A 20,270-nucleotide genomic window follows, 5' to 3' on the forward strand; every position below is an offset into this window, starting at 1 on the left:
TCTCAGCCTCCTGACATCTCAAGCTTAATCAGATTGTTCATTTCTACTGCATATTCCAAAGGAAGTTCCTTTGATACAGGATTAGCAAAGCCGCTTACTATCATCGCTCTTGCATCTTCCTCTGAAAGGCCTCTGGACATAAGATAAAATACAGCTTCGTCGCTTATTCTTCCAATCTTTGCCTCATGGCCTACATCAGCATCATTGGTTCTAATGTCCATACCGGGAATAGTATCTGCACGAGAGATAGAATCCAGCATAAGTGAATCACAGGATACGGAGGTCTTTGCGTGCTTAGCTTCCTTATTGATTATAACTGAACTTCTGTAAGTACCTATTCCACCGGACTTTGAAATTGATTTGGTTGAAATAAGAGAAGAAGTATATTCTCCCTGATGAACAACCTTAGCTCCTGTATCAAGGTTTTGTCCTTTTCCGGCAAATGTGATACCAGTGTACTCCATTGCTGAATGATCACCCTTAAGAATTGTCATGGGGTACAGGTATGATGTGTGGGAACCAAAGGAACCGGATACCCATTCCATACGAGCTCCCTCTTCCACAAGGGCACGCTTTGTATTCAAGTTGTACATATTCTTTGACCAGTTCTCTATTGTAGAGTAACGAAGTCTTGCATTCTTCTTGACAAAAAGTTCAACACAGCCTGCATGAAGATTTGCAACATTATACTTAGGTGCTGAACAGCCTTCAATAAAGTGAAGATCAGCCCCTTCATCAACAATTATAAGAGTGTGCTCAAACTGACCTGCACCGGCTGCATTCAATCTGAAATATGACTGCAGAGGGATGTCTACTTTAACTCCCTTGGGAACATAAACAAATGATCCGCCTGACCACACTGCACCGTGAAGAGCTGCATATTTATGATCTGTAGGAGGCACCAGCTTCATGAAATACTCATGAACCATATCTGCATACTCTCCTGTAAGAGCACTTTCCATATCTGTATAGATAACGCCCTGCGCTGCTACTTCATCTTTTACATTATGATAAACAAGCTCTGAATCGTACTGAGCTCCGACACCTGCAAGAGATTCACGCTCAGCTTCCGGAATGCCAAGTCTTTCAAAAGTATTTTTAATATCCTCCGGAACATCCTCCCATCTGCCCTTCATATCTGACTTTGAGCGCACATATGAGGAAATGAGATTCATATCCAGTTCATCGGTATCCGGACCCCAATCCGGCATTTCAAGCTTGTTATATATTTCCAGAGATTTTAAGCGGAATTCTCTCATCCAGTCAGGATCATGCTTCTCCTCAGATATCTTTCTTACAATATCCTCGGTGAAACCATCCTCCATGCGGTAGAAATCCTGCTCATTCTCCACATCTTTTATGTCATAGACACTGCGATCAATGTCTACAACGGATTTATTATTATCACTCATTAATTAACCTCATCTATCAGCAATGCTGACATCTTCTTAATAATAGAAGAAAGAATTTAAAATCATGTCCTGGTTATTATTCGTTGATCGGATTGCATCCGTCACAGCCTTCGCATCTGATATACTTCTCAAAGCCGTGCTCATTGATCTCATCAACAAGACTCCCGTCACCTGTTGTAACGATATGACCCTTAACAAGTACATGTGTATAGTCAACATGAAGTGACTCTAAAATCTTTGTACTATGAGTAATGATCAGAAGAGCTCCGTCCTTCTTTTTCTGGTATTCCTGGATTCCCTTAGATACTGTTCTTACAGCATCAACATCCAGTCCTGAATCAGTTTCATCAAGAATAGCGAGCTTAGGATTTAACATAAGCATCTGAAGTATCTCAGCTTTTTTCTTTTCACCACCGGAGAAGCCTACATTGAGGTCACGGTCTGCATACTCACCGTCCATAGTAAGTAGATCCATTGCTTCAGAAAGCTGTTTTTTATACTGAAGCAGCTTGACCGGCTTACCTGTCTGCTCATGATAGGCATTTCTTATAAAGCTTCCAAGAGAAATTCCGGGAACCTCAAGAGGATTCTGGAATGAAAGGAACATTCCTGCCTTAGCTCTCTTATCTGCGGACTCATTTGTTAAATCCTGTCCATCAAAAAGAATAGTTCCCTTTGTTACGTTATAATGAGGATTACCCATAAGAGTGTATCCAAGTGTAGATTTACCTGCACCATTGGGTCCCATGAGTACATGAGTCTCGCCCGCTTTAATTTCTAAGTTAATGTCGTGCAGGATTTGAAGATCATCAACTGATGCTGAAAGATCTCTGATCTGCAATAATGACTGTTCTGACATGCTATTACTCCTTTAATATATAAAAGTGAACACTATGTTTGCGCATAATCTTATAGATTATATCATAATCGCTGTAGAAATAAGACTATTTTTCTTTTCCTACCAAATTACTAGGAATTATATTATCAAATGTCTCTATTAATAGCAATACCTGTAAAAGTCAAATAATTACGGGCTTAACAACGCACATAACGCCGCATGATGCTTTAAATCTGAATTTGCGGAATTAAACCATACAAAGTCTGCTTTTTCTGCGATATTTCAATGGATAATTCGAAAAAAAACATGTCGACAATTACTATATAAGAATATATAATCTGTAATCGAAGGAAAAAATTTTTCATGAAGGAGAAGTTAGTATGAAAAAACAAAACAAATCATTTTGGGGAATCGTTAAACGTGTAGTTTCTGTTGCATTAGTTGCTTCATTAGTATTTGCTACACCTATCAGTGCTGAAGCTAAGACTAAGACAAAGAGTCTTAAGGCTGTTGCATCCTTCAGCCCTGATACAGCTTATGCTGAGTCAGTTGCTACTGCAGTTACCAAGGGTAACTACAAATTTAAAATCAAAACAAAGAAGTATGATTCAAGAGCTTATATCAAGTTCACCGCACCTGAGACAAAGAGTTATACATTTACATTAAGTAAGTTAAAGTCAAACAGTGGCTCATACGCATGTGGATTCTATAGCTTTTTGAGTTCTGACCCTAATCGCAGCTATATTCATGATGATGAAATTCAGACAAATGCACCCGGAAGTCTTCACTTTGCAAGTAAGTACAATAAGAAGAGTCCTGATTTCCCGCTTAAGAGAAAAGCTACAATTAATGTAAATGCGGGTGAAACAATTTATGTTTATTTTGATATATTGTCAACACGTTCTAAGTACAATACTTTTGAATTCAAAATTAAATAATTTGTTCTAAACAAAAATTCAAAACTGCCGCAATAAAATGCGGCAGCTTTTTTATGCCTTTTTTACCTTTTTTTTATAATAAATATCCTCATTTGCTCTTATACTGATAGTAGGCAATTATATTTCGGAATTTGCAAATTATCACAATATTGTGTATAAATGTTCCTATGCTAAAAAACTTAAAATTCTGATTTTATTTTTATAAAGGAGCTGATAATGGATTTTTGGATTGATGTGTTAGTTGACACTTTCAAAGACGGTATAAATATTCTTCCATTTTTATTTATTACATATCTAATGATGGAGTATCTTGAGCACAGAACAGGGGACAAGACTGAGGAGCTTGTGCAGAAGGCGGGCAAATTTGGTCCACTCTTTGGTGGAATATTCGGTGCTTTTCCACAATGCGGTTTTTCCGCTGCTGCAACAAATCTATATGCCGGCAGAGTAATTACTCTTGGAACTCTGATAGCAATATACCTTTCTACTTCAGATGAGATGCTTCCTCTGTTTATTTCAGAACAAGCGCCCATTTCCAAGATGGCTGCAATAATCGCTATGAAAGCCGTATTTGGTGTATTTTACGGATTCTTAGTGGATTTCATTGTTTTACACTACAGAAAGATTAAGAAGAGAGCAATAAGAGATCGTGTGAGAATCGATGAATTATGCAAAAGAGAAAATTGTCATTGTGAAGATGATTCTCCCAAGATATCTGCTCACAGAGGACGTACAGAAAAGCCAGAGATTTCTAACGAGAGCACCATTTCCCATGAATCTGCTCTGAATAAATCTATAAGCAAAGCTGATATTGCAAAAGAGAACAGTTCCAAGCATGAACACAGCCACGAAGAGGGACATGGGAATATTTTACATTCAGCTTTTATACATACAGCTCACATTTTTATTTATGTCCTGATATTTACTTTAATCCTTAACGCAGTTATAGCATTTATTGGCGAAGATGCTCTTTCAAATATCCTGCAGAAAAATGTAATCCTGAGTCACGGAATTGCCGGAATTATCGGACTTATTCCGAACTGTGCTGCTTCAATAGTAATTACAGAGCTGTACCTGAATGAAATAATCACCTTTGGAACGATGATGTCAGGTCTTCTTGTCGGTGCAGGAGTGGGTCTTCTGATACTTTACCGCGTAAATGAAGAACCTGTTAAAAACATACAGATCACAGCAATTCTGTATTTAATCGGCACATTTACAGGGTTCATGCTGGATCTGTTAGGCATTGTTGTCTGATGTCTTTATTTTCATGATGGGAACCCGAACTACGAATTTAATTCTATTTTCACCATCTGCTTTAGCTTCTATTGTTCCACCATGTGAAGTCGCGATTGCCCTGGCAACAGAAAGACCTATTCCATAGCCACCGGTTTCGCGGCTTCTTGAATTATCTTCCCTGTAAAATCTGTCGAACAGTCTGTCCAGATTTCCTTCCGGCATTTTCTCACAGCTATTAACCACCTCTAATATTGCATTTCTTGACTTTCTATCACTCGAAAGAGTTACACTTACATCCCCGCCGTCATGGGTATACTTCATGGCATTATCTATAAGCAGTGTACATAACTGATTAAATGCATTCTTATCCCCATTTATATGGACATCATCTTCAATATTCGTTGTATATCTGATATTTTTAAAATCTGAAACAGCATTAAAATATGCCGTGCTTTCATTAACAATTTTGCTTATATCAATGTCTGAAAAGACCAGGTGTATGTTTTCCTCCTCCATCCTGGATAGAGCGAGCAGATTTTTCACAAGCTCATTCATTCGCTTAATCTGATTCTTGGTGCTCTTCGTCCACTCACTTGCTCCTGCTTCCAGCTCGATGACATCCATATTGGCAGATATAACTGCGAGTGGTGTCTTCAGTTCATGACCGGCATCAGTAATAAAACGCTTTTGCTTCTCAAGAGATTCCACAACCGGCTGAACAGCTTTTCCTGAAAAGAGATATACAAGTATAAACATGGCTATCAACGCAACAAATCCTATGAGAAGTGTCATAAGCAATAGTCTTGTTGCACTATAAAAGCCGTCGCTGCAATCAAAAAAGATCATAAGATATGATCCGTCATCATTTTGGGAAATCAGATATCTATAGTGATTGTCTATATAACCACGGGTCTTGTTTCTACTGTTAAAGAAAAGACTCTTAGCATAATTACCTGCATCAGTCGATGTTATAGCAGCAATATGCCCTGTATCTACCACCTCAACCTTACCAATCTCCGAAATCTTTACCCAGAAATATCTTGACTGGAAAGGTAGCTCAATCGTTCTGTTATAAAAAAGATTTTTATCAAATATTGATCTGCTAAAATCTTGGGGGGCCACATTCTCGAAAGGAGCACTTTCGCCTTCCACTAATTCAGATTCATCAACAGGCTTTTTAAGTCTGTCTCTCATATCAGGAAACATTCCATCATTCTCTGCAAGAATATTCAATGTATCATCAGCGCCTGCCTGAACCTGAGTAAAATTCACTATGTTTATTACGCCAATTATTCCAATCAGAATTAAGAGAAGTGAAATCATTGCCGTAAGTACAAATTTACGTCTAAGTTTCTTTACCATCATTACCTCCGATGGAAGATCTATATATTACTTTTCATGCATGGAGTATCCAACTCCACGGGAGGCTTTTATTTCGCAGTCTGCATCCAATGCTGCAATCTTTTTCCTTAAGTTTGAGATATAAACCCAGACCACATTCACATCCGCTTCACCATCTGCCCATATCCTGTCCATAAAGGAATCCACAGAAATTACTCTGCCGGGGCTTTCCATCAGCATTTCAATCATTTGAAATTCCCTGCCCACAAGCCTGACAGGCTCATGCTCCGGAGTCTTAAGCTCGTAGCTTGCCCTGTCCAGTTCGAGATTCCCACACTTTAGATTATTAGGTGAAAAATCCGCTTTTCTCCTGGTCATTGCACGAATTCTGGCAAGAAGCTCTCCCATTTCAAAGGGCTTAGTCAGATAATCATCAGCTCCAAGATCAAGACCTTTGATTTTGTCATCAGTCTCCGATTTTGCAGTCAAAAATATAACGGGAGTATTGATTCCTTTTTCCCGGATTCTTCTTAGTACTTCGGTACCATCAAGTCCCGGCATCATGATATCCAGGATAATCCCGTCATAATCACTTGCTAATATATAATCCAAAGCATCCTGCCCATTATAAACCGCATCCACTGTATAGCTTGAATGCTTTAATATTGCAACAAGTGCGTTGGATAATTCTTTTTCATCTTCTGCAAGAAGTAACTTCATTTCTCATTTCCCCTTAATAATTATGATATCAAATAAGATTAATTTATCTGTTAAGTAATTATAAAAATCCGCTTAAAATGCAGGTTATAAAGAAATAAAAATTAAAATTTAATAAATACACTCTATTTTGAATAATGCTCCAATAATAAAAGCTCAACAACTCTGTCATAGCTTGCCTTGCCGTCATTTACACCATTTACTTTAAGAGTGGTATCTACAAATGTATCAGCCGCCTTTTTTACTGTTCCTGTGTCTATCACTGCGGTTTCTTCCACCTTTTTCCAGCTGTCTTTGGTAAGGAAGATATTATCCATTTTTACTTTGTCAGATATTTTCACATGAGAATTATATTCTTCCTTGGATACATTCAGATAAAAGGCGTTGTTCACATAGTTAAGAACGCCAAGATATCCACTATATTTGAAAAATGTATCATCAGATTCTACACATGCCAAGTATGCAAGAAAATTCGCCTCATCTTCAAAAATATAACTCTTTGTATGAGCAAGCTCATGACACATAGTAAAGGGTTTATTCGTTACATACATGATACTGTTATAATTTGCTTCCATGGAAAACGGGAAATAATACCCTTGCATATATTGCTGACTTATAAACTTCGAAAACAGCAGCTTTTTAGGTGTCACATAAAATCCTGAAAGCTTTGGAAACCTGCCTCCAAGAGCCTGCATTGATTCCTTAGCCTCTTTATTCATCAGTTCTTCATCATAAAAAAGTGTACCGTCATCATTACGGGATACCTCTTCAGAGAGTTCATTACATTTTGTAACAATCACATCCCTTAATTCAGCCAGCTCATCTATAGTAAATTCCTTCTCATTCTTAAAGGTCTTTTCGATGGGTGTACAGTGATAATTTATAAAGCAGTTAAGGGTCATTATAAGAAAAATAATTGAAAGCAGCCCCGGTGTAAGCCTTCTGATATTTTTCGAAAACAGAATCATCACAAGCCATAAAAGCCCCGCTATTATCAGGAATTCTCCTACTGAAAAGTTCACTAATGAAGTGACTCTTCCATAACTGTTAACCCACAGCGGAAAGACATATTGAGTATATTTGTCTGAAAAGCCCGGAATTACCCATGATAAGGCATTCAATATAATGGTAAATAAAAACAGATAGAGGCTCTTACTCTTTAAAAATTTTCTTTTCATTGGTTTTTTCTTGTTATTATTAGTTTTTTTATTTTTCTTTATACTCATAATAGATATTATATACGAAAATATTGTGAATATTGTTGCAAATAATCTCATATGATATAGTTAACGACATAGTTTTACATGATTCCTATCACGTATAAAGGAGTGTTTCAATGAAAAGAAGTTTTCATATATATGCCTTAATCGCAGCATTCTCAATACTTTTATCTGCCTGTGGTCTTTCAGAGGAAAACCATAACAAGCTGACTGATGCCATAAATGAACTGACCACTCAAAAAGAATTTACAGAAGAAATGTATGGCAAACTGACTACAGATTCCTATGAAGGAGAACTCTCTGATCTGGCATCAAAGTATGATGAATATAAATCCATGGATATTTCAAAGCTAAGTGATAAGGAAGCCCCTGATACCTTAAATCAGATATCAGAACTTACTTCATCATATAAATCCGTATTCGACAAAATGGATGCTGAGCTAAAAAATGAGGAAAGCATCTCAAATGAAGCTGCAAAACATATAGAAATACTTTGCCGGATTGAGAATAAATCAGATTCTGATATTACATCAATTATTTTAAAAGATGCACAGACTTCATCAGAATCAGACAATTTCATATTGGAAGGTCACAGCCTTTCATCAGGAGAAATCCTTGAAGGCGTCGTACTTCCGATATACACAGACAGCACCTCGAGAAGTCTTTTGGTAACTGACGCTTCCGGGGAAACTGCTGAATATGCTCTTGAGCTTGGCGATGTTAATGCAGCTTCCCAAAACGGAATATCTGTTACTATCGGTTCTTCTGAAGAGGGCATCATAATAGGTGATTACTCAGTAACCGCCAGTGAAGGTTCCAGCAATTAATTGCATTAGATGATTCCAGCAAAACATGACTTCTTTTTTTATTTTTTACTGACAGATATAATAATAAGACTCCAACCTAAAATTTACCTTAATTCTTTAGATTTTCTTAAAAAATGGGAAAAGGTGTTAAAAAACCTTTAAAAGCCTTGAATTTAAGCTATTTTAGGACTATAGTTTTTTTGCAAGAAAAGGGCAAAAAGGCATTAAGAGGAGTTTATTATGGCAGAATATAAGCAGGGTGATAAAATAATTATTTTAGATTATAACGGCAAGCCTTTGGTACCTCAGGTTGTTGCCAGAATCGAAGAGATATATCCGGATGGTAAATACAGACTTGATCTTCCGGACGGAGCAGCATGTTTTGAGTATGCTGAGCATTTCCAGAAAATTGATGAGGATACCTACACAAAATACTTAAAGGCAGTACATGAGAGAGAACAGGAGCTTCCTCTTGATCTTAAGATAGATATTCGTAAGTTTGTAGCCAAGCGTCCGAGACTTCGCAGAGAGATTTACAGGAATTATGAGCTGGACAAAAAATATGTCAGCATAATCCATGCATATGCAGGTCGAATTTCCATGTATGGAAGAGAAAATATTCCCAATCAGTTTATTTGGGAGTTTGAAGATGCCAAACAGGGCATTATTCAGACCAGATCATTCTTTCATGATATAGATGAATCAATCAAGGAAGTAGATGTACCTGATCAGGCTAATGCTCCTGTTATTCTTTAACAAGTCTTGATAATAAAAAGCTAAGTCAGAATACTAATCTGATTTAGCTTTTCTTTTTTTGATATTTTAGAAAGATCTAAATTTGATCACTGTGATCAAATTCTTTAAATATTTGTGCGTTTGGAGTAACTTCGAAATTCATTTCTTTTTTGGATACAGGATGTTTAAAAGTCAGTCTGTATCCACAAAGTGCAACGTTTTTTACCCCTATTATTGTGGATAACTTGGCACTATTTGGAGAATTATATCTGTTATCTCCAAGAAGTGGATGTCCAATGTTTGAAAACTGTGCCCTTATCTGATGAAATCTTCCTGTATACAGTTTTACTTCCACCAGGGATATTTTATTGGTTATGTTTTCTTCATCGGAAGTATCCGGCATCTTGTCAGCAGGTATTTCCAGCTCTGATATTACTTTATATTCCAGTCTGCTCTCTTTTGCTCTGCTTGAAGGATTATCCTTATCAGAATCTTTTGATGCGGTCACAACTGCTCGCTTTGTCTTTGAATCTTTATATATATAATCCTTAAGTTCTCCTGATTTCAAATCTTCAGAAAAGCTGCCATATACCACCGCAAGGTATGTTTTATTCATATCACCATCTGCCTGAACCTGGGAGCTCAAAGCAGCTGCAGCCTTTTTGTTTCTTCCAAATACTATGATGCCCTCAACCGGTTGATCCAGCCTGTGAATCACATGAAGTACAGTCGATTTATTCTTTGACTCTCCTCTTCTTATAATAATTGAGCGAAGAAGAGTCTCCATATCCGGGATAGTAACATTACTGCTCTGAACTGCAATTCCCGCAGGCTTTCTGCAGACAAGAATATCGTTATCCTCATAAAGTATCTCTATATTATCCATACTTCCTCATACGCAATTTCTGCTTTATCTTGCTATTGCCTTAGTTTTCCACTTACCAATCCGGTACATAACAAAAGTGATAAATGCTCCGATTGACCAGGTTATTAACATTGAAACCTGCATCATGTAGCAGTTTCCCTGTGGCAGTTCCGGTGTTTTTGTCAGATTAACAAAAATGTAAGCCATTGGAACACGCATAATTATTGAAGAAAACATTGAAATCCACATGGGTGTCATTGTATCTCCGGCTCCGCGCATTATTCCCGACAGGCACTGTGTAACCTCCATTGCAATATATCCTATGATCAGTATACACATCATATTGTAGCTAAGGTTTATAAGTTCCTGTGTGCTTGTGAAAATTCCCATAATGAATTTTCCAAATATAAGAATGAGAACGGACAAAACAGCTGATATTACCATTGCAGCAAGAGTTCCGTTCTTAGCTCCCCTAGAAACCCTGTCAAGTTTGCCTGCTCCGATATTCTGACCGGCAAAGGTTGTCATGGCTGATCCAAATGAAAAAGCGGGAAGCATTACAAATCCATCAACACGCATAACTATAACATTTGCTGCGATATACTGCTCTCCAAAAGTATTGGTCAGATTCTGAACAACTATCATTGACATTGAAAAGATTGCCTGAGTTACACCGGAAGGGAATCCCAACTTTACCAGAGTATTTATATAGTGTCTTTCCGGCCACAGATACTCTTTCTTTAAATCAAATATATTTTTCATCTGCGTCAGCTTCCAAAGTGAAAGGAAAGCTGAAACAAACTGAGCAAGAACAGTTGCAAGAGCAACACCTGCTACGCCCATTCTGAAGTAGGCTACAAATACAAGGTCAAGAATAATGTTGAGTACGGTTGCTACAAGAAGATATACAAGAGCTGAAACAGAATCTCCAAGTCCTCTCAGGATACCGCTCATGATGTTATAGTATCCACCACCTGCTATACCTATAAATATTATCCATAGATAGCTTGTACACCAGTCAATTATACTCTCAGGTGTCCCCAGCAGTTCCAATATAGGCCTTGTAATAAGCGGTCCTACTATCATGATAAATAAAGATGCAATACCTGTTAGTGTTATACTTGCACCTATTGCTTTTGAAAGAGCTTCTCTTTTCCTGGCTCCAAAATACTGGGATACCATGATAGAAGCACCCACAGCAACACCCATGAAAAGAACCAGCATCAGATTAAGAAGCGGTCCCGCACTTCCAACAGCGGCAAGAGCGTTATCCCCGACAAATCTTCCTACAATAATGCTATCGACAGTATTATACAGCTGCTGCGCAATATTACCTAAAAGCATAGGAATTGTGAATTTCACAATCTGTTTAACCGGACTGCCTTCAGTCATATCCACAGGAGCAAATAAATTCTTTATATTCATATTTCCTCCGATTTTATTAAATTCTGTGTTGGATTTATAGAACCTATCTCAGATATTTGATTAACAGAGATACAGTAAATAAAAATTGAATACAATTTTTATTTTAGCATAAAAAAATTTATTTATGAATATCTTTTTTTGTCATATAAGAAATCCAGCGGAATTTTCTGATATGACAAAAAAAGCGTTTGCAGCCAAAAACTGCAAACGCTTAGCATTTATAAGATTAAACTTTAAAGCGATATCCAACGCCCCATATTGTTTCAATATATTGGGGATTGGAAGTATCAAATTCAATTTTTTCTCTAATCTTCTTTATATGCACTGTAACTGTTGCTATATCACCAATTGAATCCATATTCCAGATTTTACGGAACAATTCTTCTTTGGTGAACACATGATTAGGGTTCTCAGCAAGGAATGTGAGAAGATCAAATTCCTTAGTTGTAAAGCTCTTTTCTCCGCCATCCACGTATACTCTTCTGGCAGTCTTGTCAATCCTGAGACCTCTGATCTCAACAACATCGTTTGATTCATGTCCGCTTCCGACAAGTCTTGAATAACGCGCCATGTGTGCTTTTACTCTGGCAACAAGCTCTGAAGGGCTAAAAGGCTTCGTTATATAGTCATCCGCACCAAGCCCAAGACCCCTTATCTTATCGATATCATCCTTTTTAGCTGATACCATAAGAACCGGAACATCTTTCTTCTCACGAATTTTCTTACATACCTCGAATCCATCCATTCCCGGAAGCATGAGATCCAATATTACCAGATCAAATTCCTCGTTCAGAGCTGTCTGTAATCCAACATCACCGGAGTTTTCAATTTTCACTTCAAAATCAGAAAGTTCCAAGTAATCTTTTTCGAGGTCAGCAATCGCTTCTTCATCCTCAACTATAAGTATTCTGCTCATACCATTGGCCTCCAATCTTTTTATTGTTTATACACTCTCAAAATCATGTTCTACCACAGCTTCTCCGTCAGCCTTTTCATGATACTCCATGTATTTACGAAGAACGAAATGCATGCAGGTACCCTCTCCCTCATGGCTGGTCGCCCAAATGTATCCACCGTGATCCTCTATGATCTTCTTTACTATTGAAAGTCCTATTCCGCTTCCTCCCTGTTTGCTGTTTCTGGAGGAGTCTGTTCTGTAGAATCTGTCAAAGATATTCGGAATATCCTGAGAACCTATTCCTTTTCCGTTATCCTCAATCTCAACTCTGACCGAATCAACTTCATCAAGTATTCTTACATCTATTGTTCCGGTTCCATCGTCACGTCCAAGATATTTAACGCTGTTACTTACAATATTGTTGACCACTCTCTTAAGCTGCTCAGGATCAGCCACTATCTGTGTATCAGGAGCTGTAAGGTTTGCATAATTAAGCTTTATGTCCTTACTGTCGAGGTCCATTCCAATTTCTTCTATACAGTCACCAAAATAATCTCCCACAACAATCCGGGTAAAATTATAAGGGATTCTGTTATTATCTATACTTGAATATAGGGTAAGCTCGTTGATGAGGTTATTCATATCATTAGCTTTATTGTATATGGTACGAATATACTTCATCTGTCTCTCAGGCGTATCGGCAACTCCCTCAAGAAGTCCCTGTGAATAGCCCTTGATCGCAGTTATGGGAGTTTTAAGATCATGGGAAATATTACTTATGAGTTCCTTATTCTGACCCTCCCTGATAACCTTTTCGTCAGCTGATTCCTTGAGCCTTAGCCTCATATCCTCGTAATTTCTATAAAGTTCGCCAATCTCTCCTTTATCCCCAATATCGGTTGGCAGCATATAATCAAAATTCCCATCCTTAATATGCTGCATGGCCACATTTAATTCATCGACCGGTTCAAAAAAACCCTTTCTAAGCCATGCCGTAAGAATAAGACTGGTTGCTATCATGATCAGTGCAAAAGCTACCACCATGTATGTTATCAGGCTGGTATAGGAATTTGCCACTGAATTCTGTATGACTACAAATGAAGCAACGACCAGGATAAAAGGTAATATAACTATAGTTGCTGATGTAATCATCAGTCTGGTTCTAAAGCGCATGTGTGCTCCTTAAGTATATCATAGACTATTGAATTCCTCTGAAATTTAAATCTGTATTGAACCTGGCGCACAGGAAAACATTATTTTTTCATATCAACTGGAAAACACAATCCATTGTGGTGTTTATTACCACCAATGACTCATATATTATATATCGGGTATTTCTTGTTTTTCTTTACCCAAAATTTCCTGCATCGCCTTATAATATAAATCATATCTTCCCTGTCCGGTCAGATTTTCAAGTTCTTCTATAAGTTCATGGTTTCTCTCGATAACCTTCACTATCCTTGGATTATATCTCGTTCCTGCCTCAGCCTGAAGCTCCTTTAAAAGCTTCTTGAAATCCTTGCCCTTGGTATAGCTTCTTGAAAGTGTATCTGTTCCTGCTTCTACAGAATCTGCAATGGATATAAGATCAATGATCACTCTTATATGTGACTTGGTATTGTCATATACCAGCGGATAGCCATGCAGTCCGTCAAAATGCTTATGATGTCCTAAAATAACATCCGCATAAGGTCTGAGTGCGGCGTTCTTTTGTGCTTCTCTGTATCCTACCTCTGAATGCTTTCTTATAGTTGCATATTCCTTGGTATTAAGACTTCTGTTTTGTCTGTTTATGGTATCCGGAATATAGCACTTACCAATATCATGAACCAGTCCGCTTATAGTAATAAATGAAAGCAGATATGCTTTATTTTTCTGAACTTCTGCTGATGATTCTATGCCTCTTACACCAATAAGCAGGTCAGGATCAGCTTCAATTATTGCCTTACCTATAAGTGTTGCTATTTTGGCTACCATCTGTGAGTGTATATATGTAAACGGTTGCCGTCTCACTATCATTTTCATAATGAGCTGTACTTTATTAAGCTCACCTTCCAGCATAGGTTCAACAGACTGATACCATCTTTCACAGACAGGCTGCATATCTCCGGTAAAAAATCTATATGGTATATTTGATAAAATCTGCATGGACTTCGGAAGAAATTTATCTGTCCATTCTTCGAGTACCGATGCCTTTAGTTTCATTGAACCAAGGACCATTATCGCAGTACATGCATATTTAAAATGTCGCATTACAAGTTCAAAATTCACCGGATCATCATTCTCAAAATCCGGTGTGGGGATAATATCATTGATGCTATCTATCAGATCATTAAGTATTTCCTCTGATGACATTTCGCCACGAAGCCATTTGTAGGTTATACAGGTTCTGAATTCAGGTGATCCTTTGTCTACTCCGCCATTATTAGCGGATCTTTTTGCGGCTTTATTAAATAACTCCAGATACCTTTCTCTGTCATCATCAGATAAGGAATCAATACCTTTACTCTTGGCTACAAATGCATCCTCGATTGTCATTAGAGACTTCTTGATATTCTCATTGTCTGCATCTAAATCCTGGACATTTTCATTTTCCCAAAGCGTCCAGGCATCATCATATAGCTTTATGCTCTCACTTTTGTTATTTTGAAATCCCGATAAATAAATCAATAAATTGGAATAATCCTGAAAAATGAATTCTCTGATTTCGGGGCTTGAAATCTGTGAATAACGTTCAGCCTCTTCCACAGATTTGCGAAAATAATCCAGTGCAGTGTGCATTCCCTTATCATCGCCTACTGACCGATAAAATTTAGCATATTCACTTCCTAAGACATGGTAAATTGCAACCAGAAACTCCGGCTCATCAATATCAATAAAAACCGGAAGGATGCGTTCACAGAATTCCGTCAACACAACAAAATCGTGATGACCATCAAAAAAGAAACCCATCGCCAGATCATATAAAAGCTCTGCTTCCTCAGGAGTTATCTCATCAGAACAATTATCCCACAGTTCTGCCATGAGTTCCTCATTTTCAGCATATACTTCACGCATTACATAAGAGCGCTCAGAAAGAAGCTGAATCCAGTCGAATGGATCCTGCAGAGTAAAAAGCTGATCTTCATAATTTTTAAGCTTTAAAGAGTTTTCAGTGTAAAGCTTCCTGAATTTCTCTGCAAGTTTTCTTTCTAACATCTGTACCCCTCATATACATTCAAGAAAAAATAATTGCAAAATATCAGATAGATTAATAATACCATATTTAGTAAATATGTGCTATGGTGAGCATCATCAATTGCAGAATTTATTAGTATTTGCTAAAATTTTAGTACATTAATATTTAAGGAGGTTCCTATGAGCAAAAAGCGAAATTTCGTATTTTTAGGCTTATTCGCAGTCCTTATGGGAGGAGGAGCCGCAGCTGCCTCAATATTTTATAACATGGCAGTCGTACCTAAAAAGAAAACCCAAGAGGAAATTGATTCCTCACCTGTTGATAGCGAGGCTATAAAATGGCTCAGATCACTTCCATCAAGAGAAGATGTGTATATAAATTCAATTGACGGTTTGAAGCTTCACGCCCATCTTATTAAAGCCGATACAGACAGTCATAAGTATGCAATATGTATTCATGGAATTAACAGTGACGGAGAATTTATGTCAATGTATGCAAAGCATTATCATGACATGGGTATCAATGTACTGTTGCCTGATAACAGAGGCTACGGCTTAAGTGAAGGTGATTACACAGGTTATGGTTACTTTGACCGCCTGGACATAATGGAATGGATTTACTACATTACTCACATGGACAAGGATGCTCACATTCTTATCCATGGAACAAGTATGGGTGCCGCAATCACCCTCATGACTACCGGTGAAAAGCTTCCTGATAATGTAGTTTTTGCAGTAGCAGACAGCAGTTATACTACTTTGTCAGAAGAATTTGCAGCAGTATATAAATCATTTAATGCTTTTATTCCTGTATCTGTTGCGCTCTTTATCCTGCGGTTTCTGATTTTGATAAGATGTGGTTATGACATAAATAAGATAGATGTTCTGAAAGCAGTTTCAAAATCAAAAACACCTACCCTGTTTATACATGGAGATGAGGATAAGCTGATAGATCCTCAGATGTGTTCACGACTTTATGAAAAATGCACCGCTCCCAAGCAGTATTGTCTGATTCTTGGTGCAGACCATGTGGCAGGTGCATACGTTGATCCCGATAAATATTGGAATAAGGTTGATTCATTAATGGAAAAGACCGGGTATTAAAAATAGTGTAGCTGTTTTATATTAACTCGACTATCAAATAATATAGTGGGGAAATATAAAAACAGCTACACTATTCTTTTTTAACCATCATATTCATTAAGTTTTACAACAAAGATTCCATCAATTATTCCTGTGCAGCCATCAGCCGGATACGAGGGCATGTTCTTAAATTCATCGGTAGCCATCAGTTTTTCTTTCTTTTCCATGGTTACATCACCTGTATCTATTCCAAGGAAAATCTGAATAAATCTGTCTCTGTTAGACGGAAGGAATAAGAGATCTTCAAGCGTTGCACCTTCAAAATCAACCAGTTCCTTACCATTCATATTGTGGCTGGCAATCGGAAGTGGATCAGGATAAAATCCACCAAGTATAGCCATTGGCTCACCATATTTATATCCTTCAGTTTCCTCAAGCTTAGTAATTATTCTGTTGTAGTACTGCATAACACGATTCTGAGCTACATAGCTTCTGTAATATGCATTATTTACAACTCTGGCACTTGCATATCCCTCAAATAGGAGAGTAATAAAAATCAGCGAGGAAATCAAAACAGCAATTTTCTTTCCTGCGCCTTCCTTTTTTGTTACAAGTCTCTCCATGACAGCTATAAGGAAAAAATAAAATACGCTGTAGGAATATATCATAACTGTTGAAGCATGAGACAGCTGTGGCGCCATTACATACACAAGTCCCAATGCCAATGGAAGTATCAATAATAATATAACTGACAGTATTCCTCTTAAAAGCTCTGAAAATACCTTTTTCCAAGCAAATAAAAGAATGACGGAAACAATAAGAAGCAGACAAAGAGCTCTGTTAAACAGAGTAGGTGCCCCCTTCATAAAGCTTTCCGGGGCAGTAACAAAATATTGCATAACTCTGTGATATGCCCTTAATACAGAAAGTAATATATCCTGTAGTGAGCTATGACCTATATCACTAAGTCCTTTATAATCGCTTAAGTCAACGAATCTCAGACTTATAAGATATCCTGCCATGGCAATAATAAGTCCAATAAGGCTTCTAAGTCCCTTTTTTATTACCAGTACAATATTCATTCCGTCCATCAGCATAAGAAGATATGCCAGTACGAACAGCGATGCTGATAATCCAAAATATGCCTGGTAGCATGCCATACTTAAAAACTGTAATAATGCTCCCAATATGAAGCCGAATTTGTACTTGATAGTGATGTGGACATTTATTACACTGGCAAGAATTGCAAGTGCAAAGGTAGGAGCAAGATACATATAGTACATATTGCTTGCCGTACTTGGCAGAGTAATCATCATTAAGCCGATAAGCATCGCCCCTGTTATACTGTTTACCCTAAGAATCGTAGATATTACACATGCTGATAAGGCAATAAAGATTATCGCCATTATTCCATTAAAAGCAGGACTTGACCAGGGAGAAAAAAGATCATGAACAGGTTCCTGAAACCACCTTCCAAGGACCTTACCTCCTCCGACTCCCGGTACACAGACAAGGTCGTCAAGGTTTGTAATTTTATTTGAAATCATGAAAAAATGTACCAAAAGTCCTGTTATCAAACTCGTAAAAAAACAGAATCTAAGAGTTTTGGGAATTCTACCCCATATTCTATTAATATAATCAGGCATTTGGCTCGTTTTCTCCATCAGACGCTCCTTTAGTATATTAAAATCGAATTCAATTATAGCAGAAAATGTGGTAGTATGAACAGAATGATATTATGTATAGAGGACTTATAAATGAAGAAATTTCAAAACTTTCCGCTTTATTTTTTTCTTGTAAATCTGATAACACTTTTAATTTTTCTTACACTTTTCAATTTTAAATATCCTATCAGATATACAAATATGGGTGGTGATAATATATGGCAATCAGCATCAACCGTCAAATATGTAAATATCTGGCTCGAAGAAGGTGCAGCCAAAATGCATTTCACTGCCTGTGAGAATTATCGCTCTATAGAATTTCAGAGCTTTAATGACAGGGTACCCTTCATAAGCTATCCCAGCGGACATATTGTACTTGTCTGGTTATGTGCTAAGCTTGCGGGAAAGAGCATGATCAATATCTCATTTGTTAAACACCTGCAAACGGTTCTTTTTGCCATTGAGTCACTGCTTTTTTCAAGCTTTATATTCATACTTCTTTGGAAACACAAAATCGGCAGTCTGCTTTCTGATGCCATAATATCAGTATCCACAGTCGTTCTATGGATGCTTCTTCCTGTAAATGCATGGTATCTTCCAAACGTTTTCTTTACAGATCAGAGTGTCATATTCTATGTAATGATCTTTTTGCTATTGGAGCTTCTTCTTTATACTCCGCAGCTAAAGAATCATAAATTTGCAACTATTGTTCTGCACATACTCCACTTTGTTACTATCTACGCAGGAATACTTACAGATTATTACTTCTGGATTCTGGCGTTCTTTGTATTCCTTATGCGTATCATAGGTGCAGCACTTAATAAAAATGAAATCAAAACTATTATTTCAACAGGTCTTTCTTATGCAGTACCGGTAGTCGTTGCTATTTTGACCTTTTTCGTCCAGCTACAGTTTGTAGACGGTTGGCTTGATACTCTTATATACAAATTGAAATTCAGAACAGGTGGAGATGACAGTTTTTCTGCCATAGTAGCAAGACTTATTGAAAATTACACCTCTGCATTTACTCAGGAGCAGAGAAGTTTTATGTTTTATTTAAGTCTTTTCCAGGTTGTTTCACTGATAATTGCATTTCTTACCTTAAAGAAAGGTTCAAGATTAAGAACTATATTTACAAATACTGATATTTCACTGATTGTGGCAGCCTATATCTCGGTAGCATTTCAGATAATCCTGCTTAAAAATCATTCAGCTGTGCATGAGTTTTCAATGATGAAAGCCGGATGGTGCGTAGCTATGACCGCTCCTATAGCAGCAATTAGTTATGTCAGGGCAATTAATATGGGCCATGAATCAAACGGTAGTACCTATTTCCTTGGTCACAAAATTGCTCCATTGATCCCGGCATTTGGAATCAGCTTCTTTATAATAATACTTATAACAGGTGTTCCTACTTCAACTTCAAAATATATAGCATCAAGAGATGGTGAAGCCGATTATACCTTGGATGAATTTTTATATAGAAATACTGACTACAATGATGTATGTTTTTCATTTACTAACGAAGTTCATTATGAGCCTCCAATGGACCTTACCATTTCACACGAAAGAGTGTATCTTATAAGTACAATAGATGAAGTAAACACCAGATTCCCGGATTTGTCAGATGAGGCCGTTAAACTTCTTCTGGTGGATGAAAACGCAATGGATCAGAATCCTGAGCTGAAAGAAACAGCTATGGAGATAATAAAAAGATCAAAAATCAGAGCAATGGATAAAGGATATATCCTTTATGAGCTTCCTGAAGATTTATGAACATACCGGTCATTTTTATGATAATCTTATGAATTAAGGAGCCTGGTACCGTCCATGAACGAAGTGAGTGGGTAACGGTACTGACATCCGACTGGACTTTATAAGATAATAAACTGTCGTTATTAGAGGAGATATT

At 37.4% G+C, this 20,270-nt stretch carries 17 protein-coding genes; 6 read left to right on the forward strand and 11 right to left on the reverse strand.

Translation table 11 applies throughout. From position 1 onward, the window contains the following. Positions 1 to 2: 2 nt before the first annotated feature. Both sufB and sufC read right to left on the reverse strand, forming a co-directional pair. On the reverse strand, positions 3 to 1,412 hold the full coding sequence (sufB, locus tag T501_RS13500; protein WP_044915357.1) for a Fe-S cluster assembly protein SufB: 1,410 nt from the start codon (positions 1,410 to 1,412) through the stop codon (positions 3 to 5). A gap of 76 nt (positions 1,413 to 1,488) precedes the next feature. Then, a complete protein-coding gene (gene sufC, locus T501_RS13505) occupies positions 1,489 to 2,271 on the reverse strand; it encodes a Fe-S cluster assembly ATPase SufC (RefSeq protein WP_044915358.1) in 783 nt (260 codons plus the stop codon). Positions 2,272 to 2,630: 359 nt separating this feature from the next. Here sufC and T501_RS13510 point away from each other — a divergent pair, with 359 nt between their 5' ends. Beyond that, the gene (locus T501_RS13510; RefSeq protein WP_026509038.1) at positions 2,631 to 3,188 is read left to right on the forward strand and encodes a hypothetical protein; all 558 of its coding nucleotides are present in this window, start codon (positions 2,631 to 2,633) and stop codon (positions 3,186 to 3,188) included. Positions 3,189 to 3,404: 216 nt separating this feature from the next. Next, complete coding sequence (locus T501_RS13515; protein WP_044915360.1) at positions 3,405 to 4,445, forward strand: putative manganese transporter; 1,041 nt, start codon at positions 3,405 to 3,407, stop codon at positions 4,443 to 4,445. On the opposite strand, the gene T501_RS13520 is transcribed toward T501_RS13515, so the two are convergent. The 3 genes from T501_RS13520 to T501_RS13530 all read right to left on the reverse strand — a co-directional run bounded on the left by T501_RS13520 (position 4,428) and on the right by T501_RS13530 (position 7,663). Further along, positions 4,428 to 5,792, reverse strand: a complete 1,365-nt coding sequence (locus T501_RS13520; protein ID WP_081843164.1) for a sensor histidine kinase — start codon at positions 5,790 to 5,792, stop codon at positions 4,428 to 4,430. The genes T501_RS13515 and T501_RS13520 overlap by 18 nt on opposite strands. 24 nt (positions 5,793 to 5,816) lie before the next feature. Continuing rightward, positions 5,817 to 6,488, reverse strand: coding sequence for a response regulator transcription factor (locus T501_RS13525; RefSeq protein WP_044915362.1), 672 nt, complete (start codon positions 6,486 to 6,488; stop codon positions 5,817 to 5,819). A gap of 122 nt (positions 6,489 to 6,610) precedes the next feature. Then, complete coding sequence (locus tag T501_RS13530) at positions 6,611 to 7,663, reverse strand: DUF3810 domain-containing protein (RefSeq protein WP_044915388.1); 1,053 nt, start codon at positions 7,661 to 7,663, stop codon at positions 6,611 to 6,613. 158 nt (positions 7,664 to 7,821) lie between these two features. On the opposite strand from T501_RS13530, the gene T501_RS13535 reads away from it, so the two are divergent. Beyond that, positions 7,822 to 8,532 (forward strand): hypothetical protein, encoded by a 711-nt coding sequence (locus tag T501_RS13535; RefSeq protein ID WP_044915365.1) that lies wholly within the window; start codon positions 7,822 to 7,824, stop codon positions 8,530 to 8,532. 219 nt (positions 8,533 to 8,751) lie between these two features. Further along, the gene (locus T501_RS13540; protein ID WP_026509033.1) at positions 8,752 to 9,267 is read left to right on the forward strand and encodes a hypothetical protein; all 516 of its coding nucleotides are present in this window, start codon (positions 8,752 to 8,754) and stop codon (positions 9,265 to 9,267) included. A 76-nt stretch (positions 9,268 to 9,343) separates the two neighbouring features. On the opposite strand, the gene T501_RS13545 is transcribed toward T501_RS13540, so the two are convergent. The 5 genes from T501_RS13545 to T501_RS13565 form a co-directional block, all read right to left on the reverse strand. Then, positions 9,344 to 10,132 (reverse strand): RluA family pseudouridine synthase, encoded by a 789-nt coding sequence (locus tag T501_RS13545; RefSeq protein ID WP_044915366.1) that lies wholly within the window; start codon positions 10,130 to 10,132, stop codon positions 9,344 to 9,346. 24 nt (positions 10,133 to 10,156) lie between these two features. Further along, positions 10,157 to 11,536 (reverse strand): MATE family efflux transporter, encoded by a 1,380-nt coding sequence (locus T501_RS13550; protein ID WP_044915368.1) that lies wholly within the window; start codon positions 11,534 to 11,536, stop codon positions 10,157 to 10,159. Between the two features lie 226 nt (positions 11,537 to 11,762). Continuing rightward, positions 11,763 to 12,452: a response regulator transcription factor gene (locus T501_RS13555; RefSeq protein WP_026509030.1), complete on the reverse strand. Its 690-nt coding sequence runs from the start codon at positions 12,450 to 12,452 to the stop codon at positions 11,763 to 11,765. A 27-nt stretch (positions 12,453 to 12,479) separates the two neighbouring features. Further along, entirely contained in the window at positions 12,480 to 13,607 is a 1,128-nt protein-coding gene (locus T501_RS13560) for a sensor histidine kinase (protein WP_026509029.1), read from the reverse strand. Positions 13,608 to 13,754: 147 nt separating this feature from the next. Next, the gene (locus T501_RS13565; protein ID WP_044915369.1) at positions 13,755 to 15,632 is read right to left on the reverse strand and encodes an HD-GYP domain-containing protein; all 1,878 of its coding nucleotides are present in this window, start codon (positions 15,630 to 15,632) and stop codon (positions 13,755 to 13,757) included. 159 nt (positions 15,633 to 15,791) lie between these two features. Here T501_RS13565 and T501_RS13570 point away from each other — a divergent pair, with 159 nt between their 5' ends. Continuing rightward, positions 15,792 to 16,715 (forward strand): alpha/beta hydrolase, encoded by a 924-nt coding sequence (locus tag T501_RS13570; protein ID WP_044915370.1) that lies wholly within the window; start codon positions 15,792 to 15,794, stop codon positions 16,713 to 16,715. Positions 16,716 to 16,795: 80 nt separating this feature from the next. Here the strand turns inward: T501_RS13570 and T501_RS13575 are convergent, their stop codons facing one another. Next, positions 16,796 to 18,241 carry a glucosyltransferase domain-containing protein gene (locus T501_RS13575; RefSeq protein WP_197027962.1) on the reverse strand — a complete coding sequence of 482 codons (1,446 nt, stop codon included), beginning with the start codon at positions 18,239 to 18,241 and terminating at the stop codon, positions 16,796 to 16,798. A 210-nt stretch (positions 18,242 to 18,451) separates the two neighbouring features. On the opposite strand from T501_RS13575, the gene T501_RS13580 reads away from it, so the two are divergent. Next, the gene (locus T501_RS13580) at positions 18,452 to 20,134 is read left to right on the forward strand and encodes a hypothetical protein (RefSeq protein WP_044915373.1); all 1,683 of its coding nucleotides are present in this window, start codon (positions 18,452 to 18,454) and stop codon (positions 20,132 to 20,134) included. The last annotated feature ends 136 nt before the right edge of the window (positions 20,135 to 20,270 follow it).

Origin of the sequence: Butyrivibrio sp. WCE2006 (assembly GCF_000701985.1) — a bacterium.
Classification (GTDB): domain Bacteria; phylum Bacillota; class Clostridia; order Lachnospirales; family Lachnospiraceae; genus Butyrivibrio.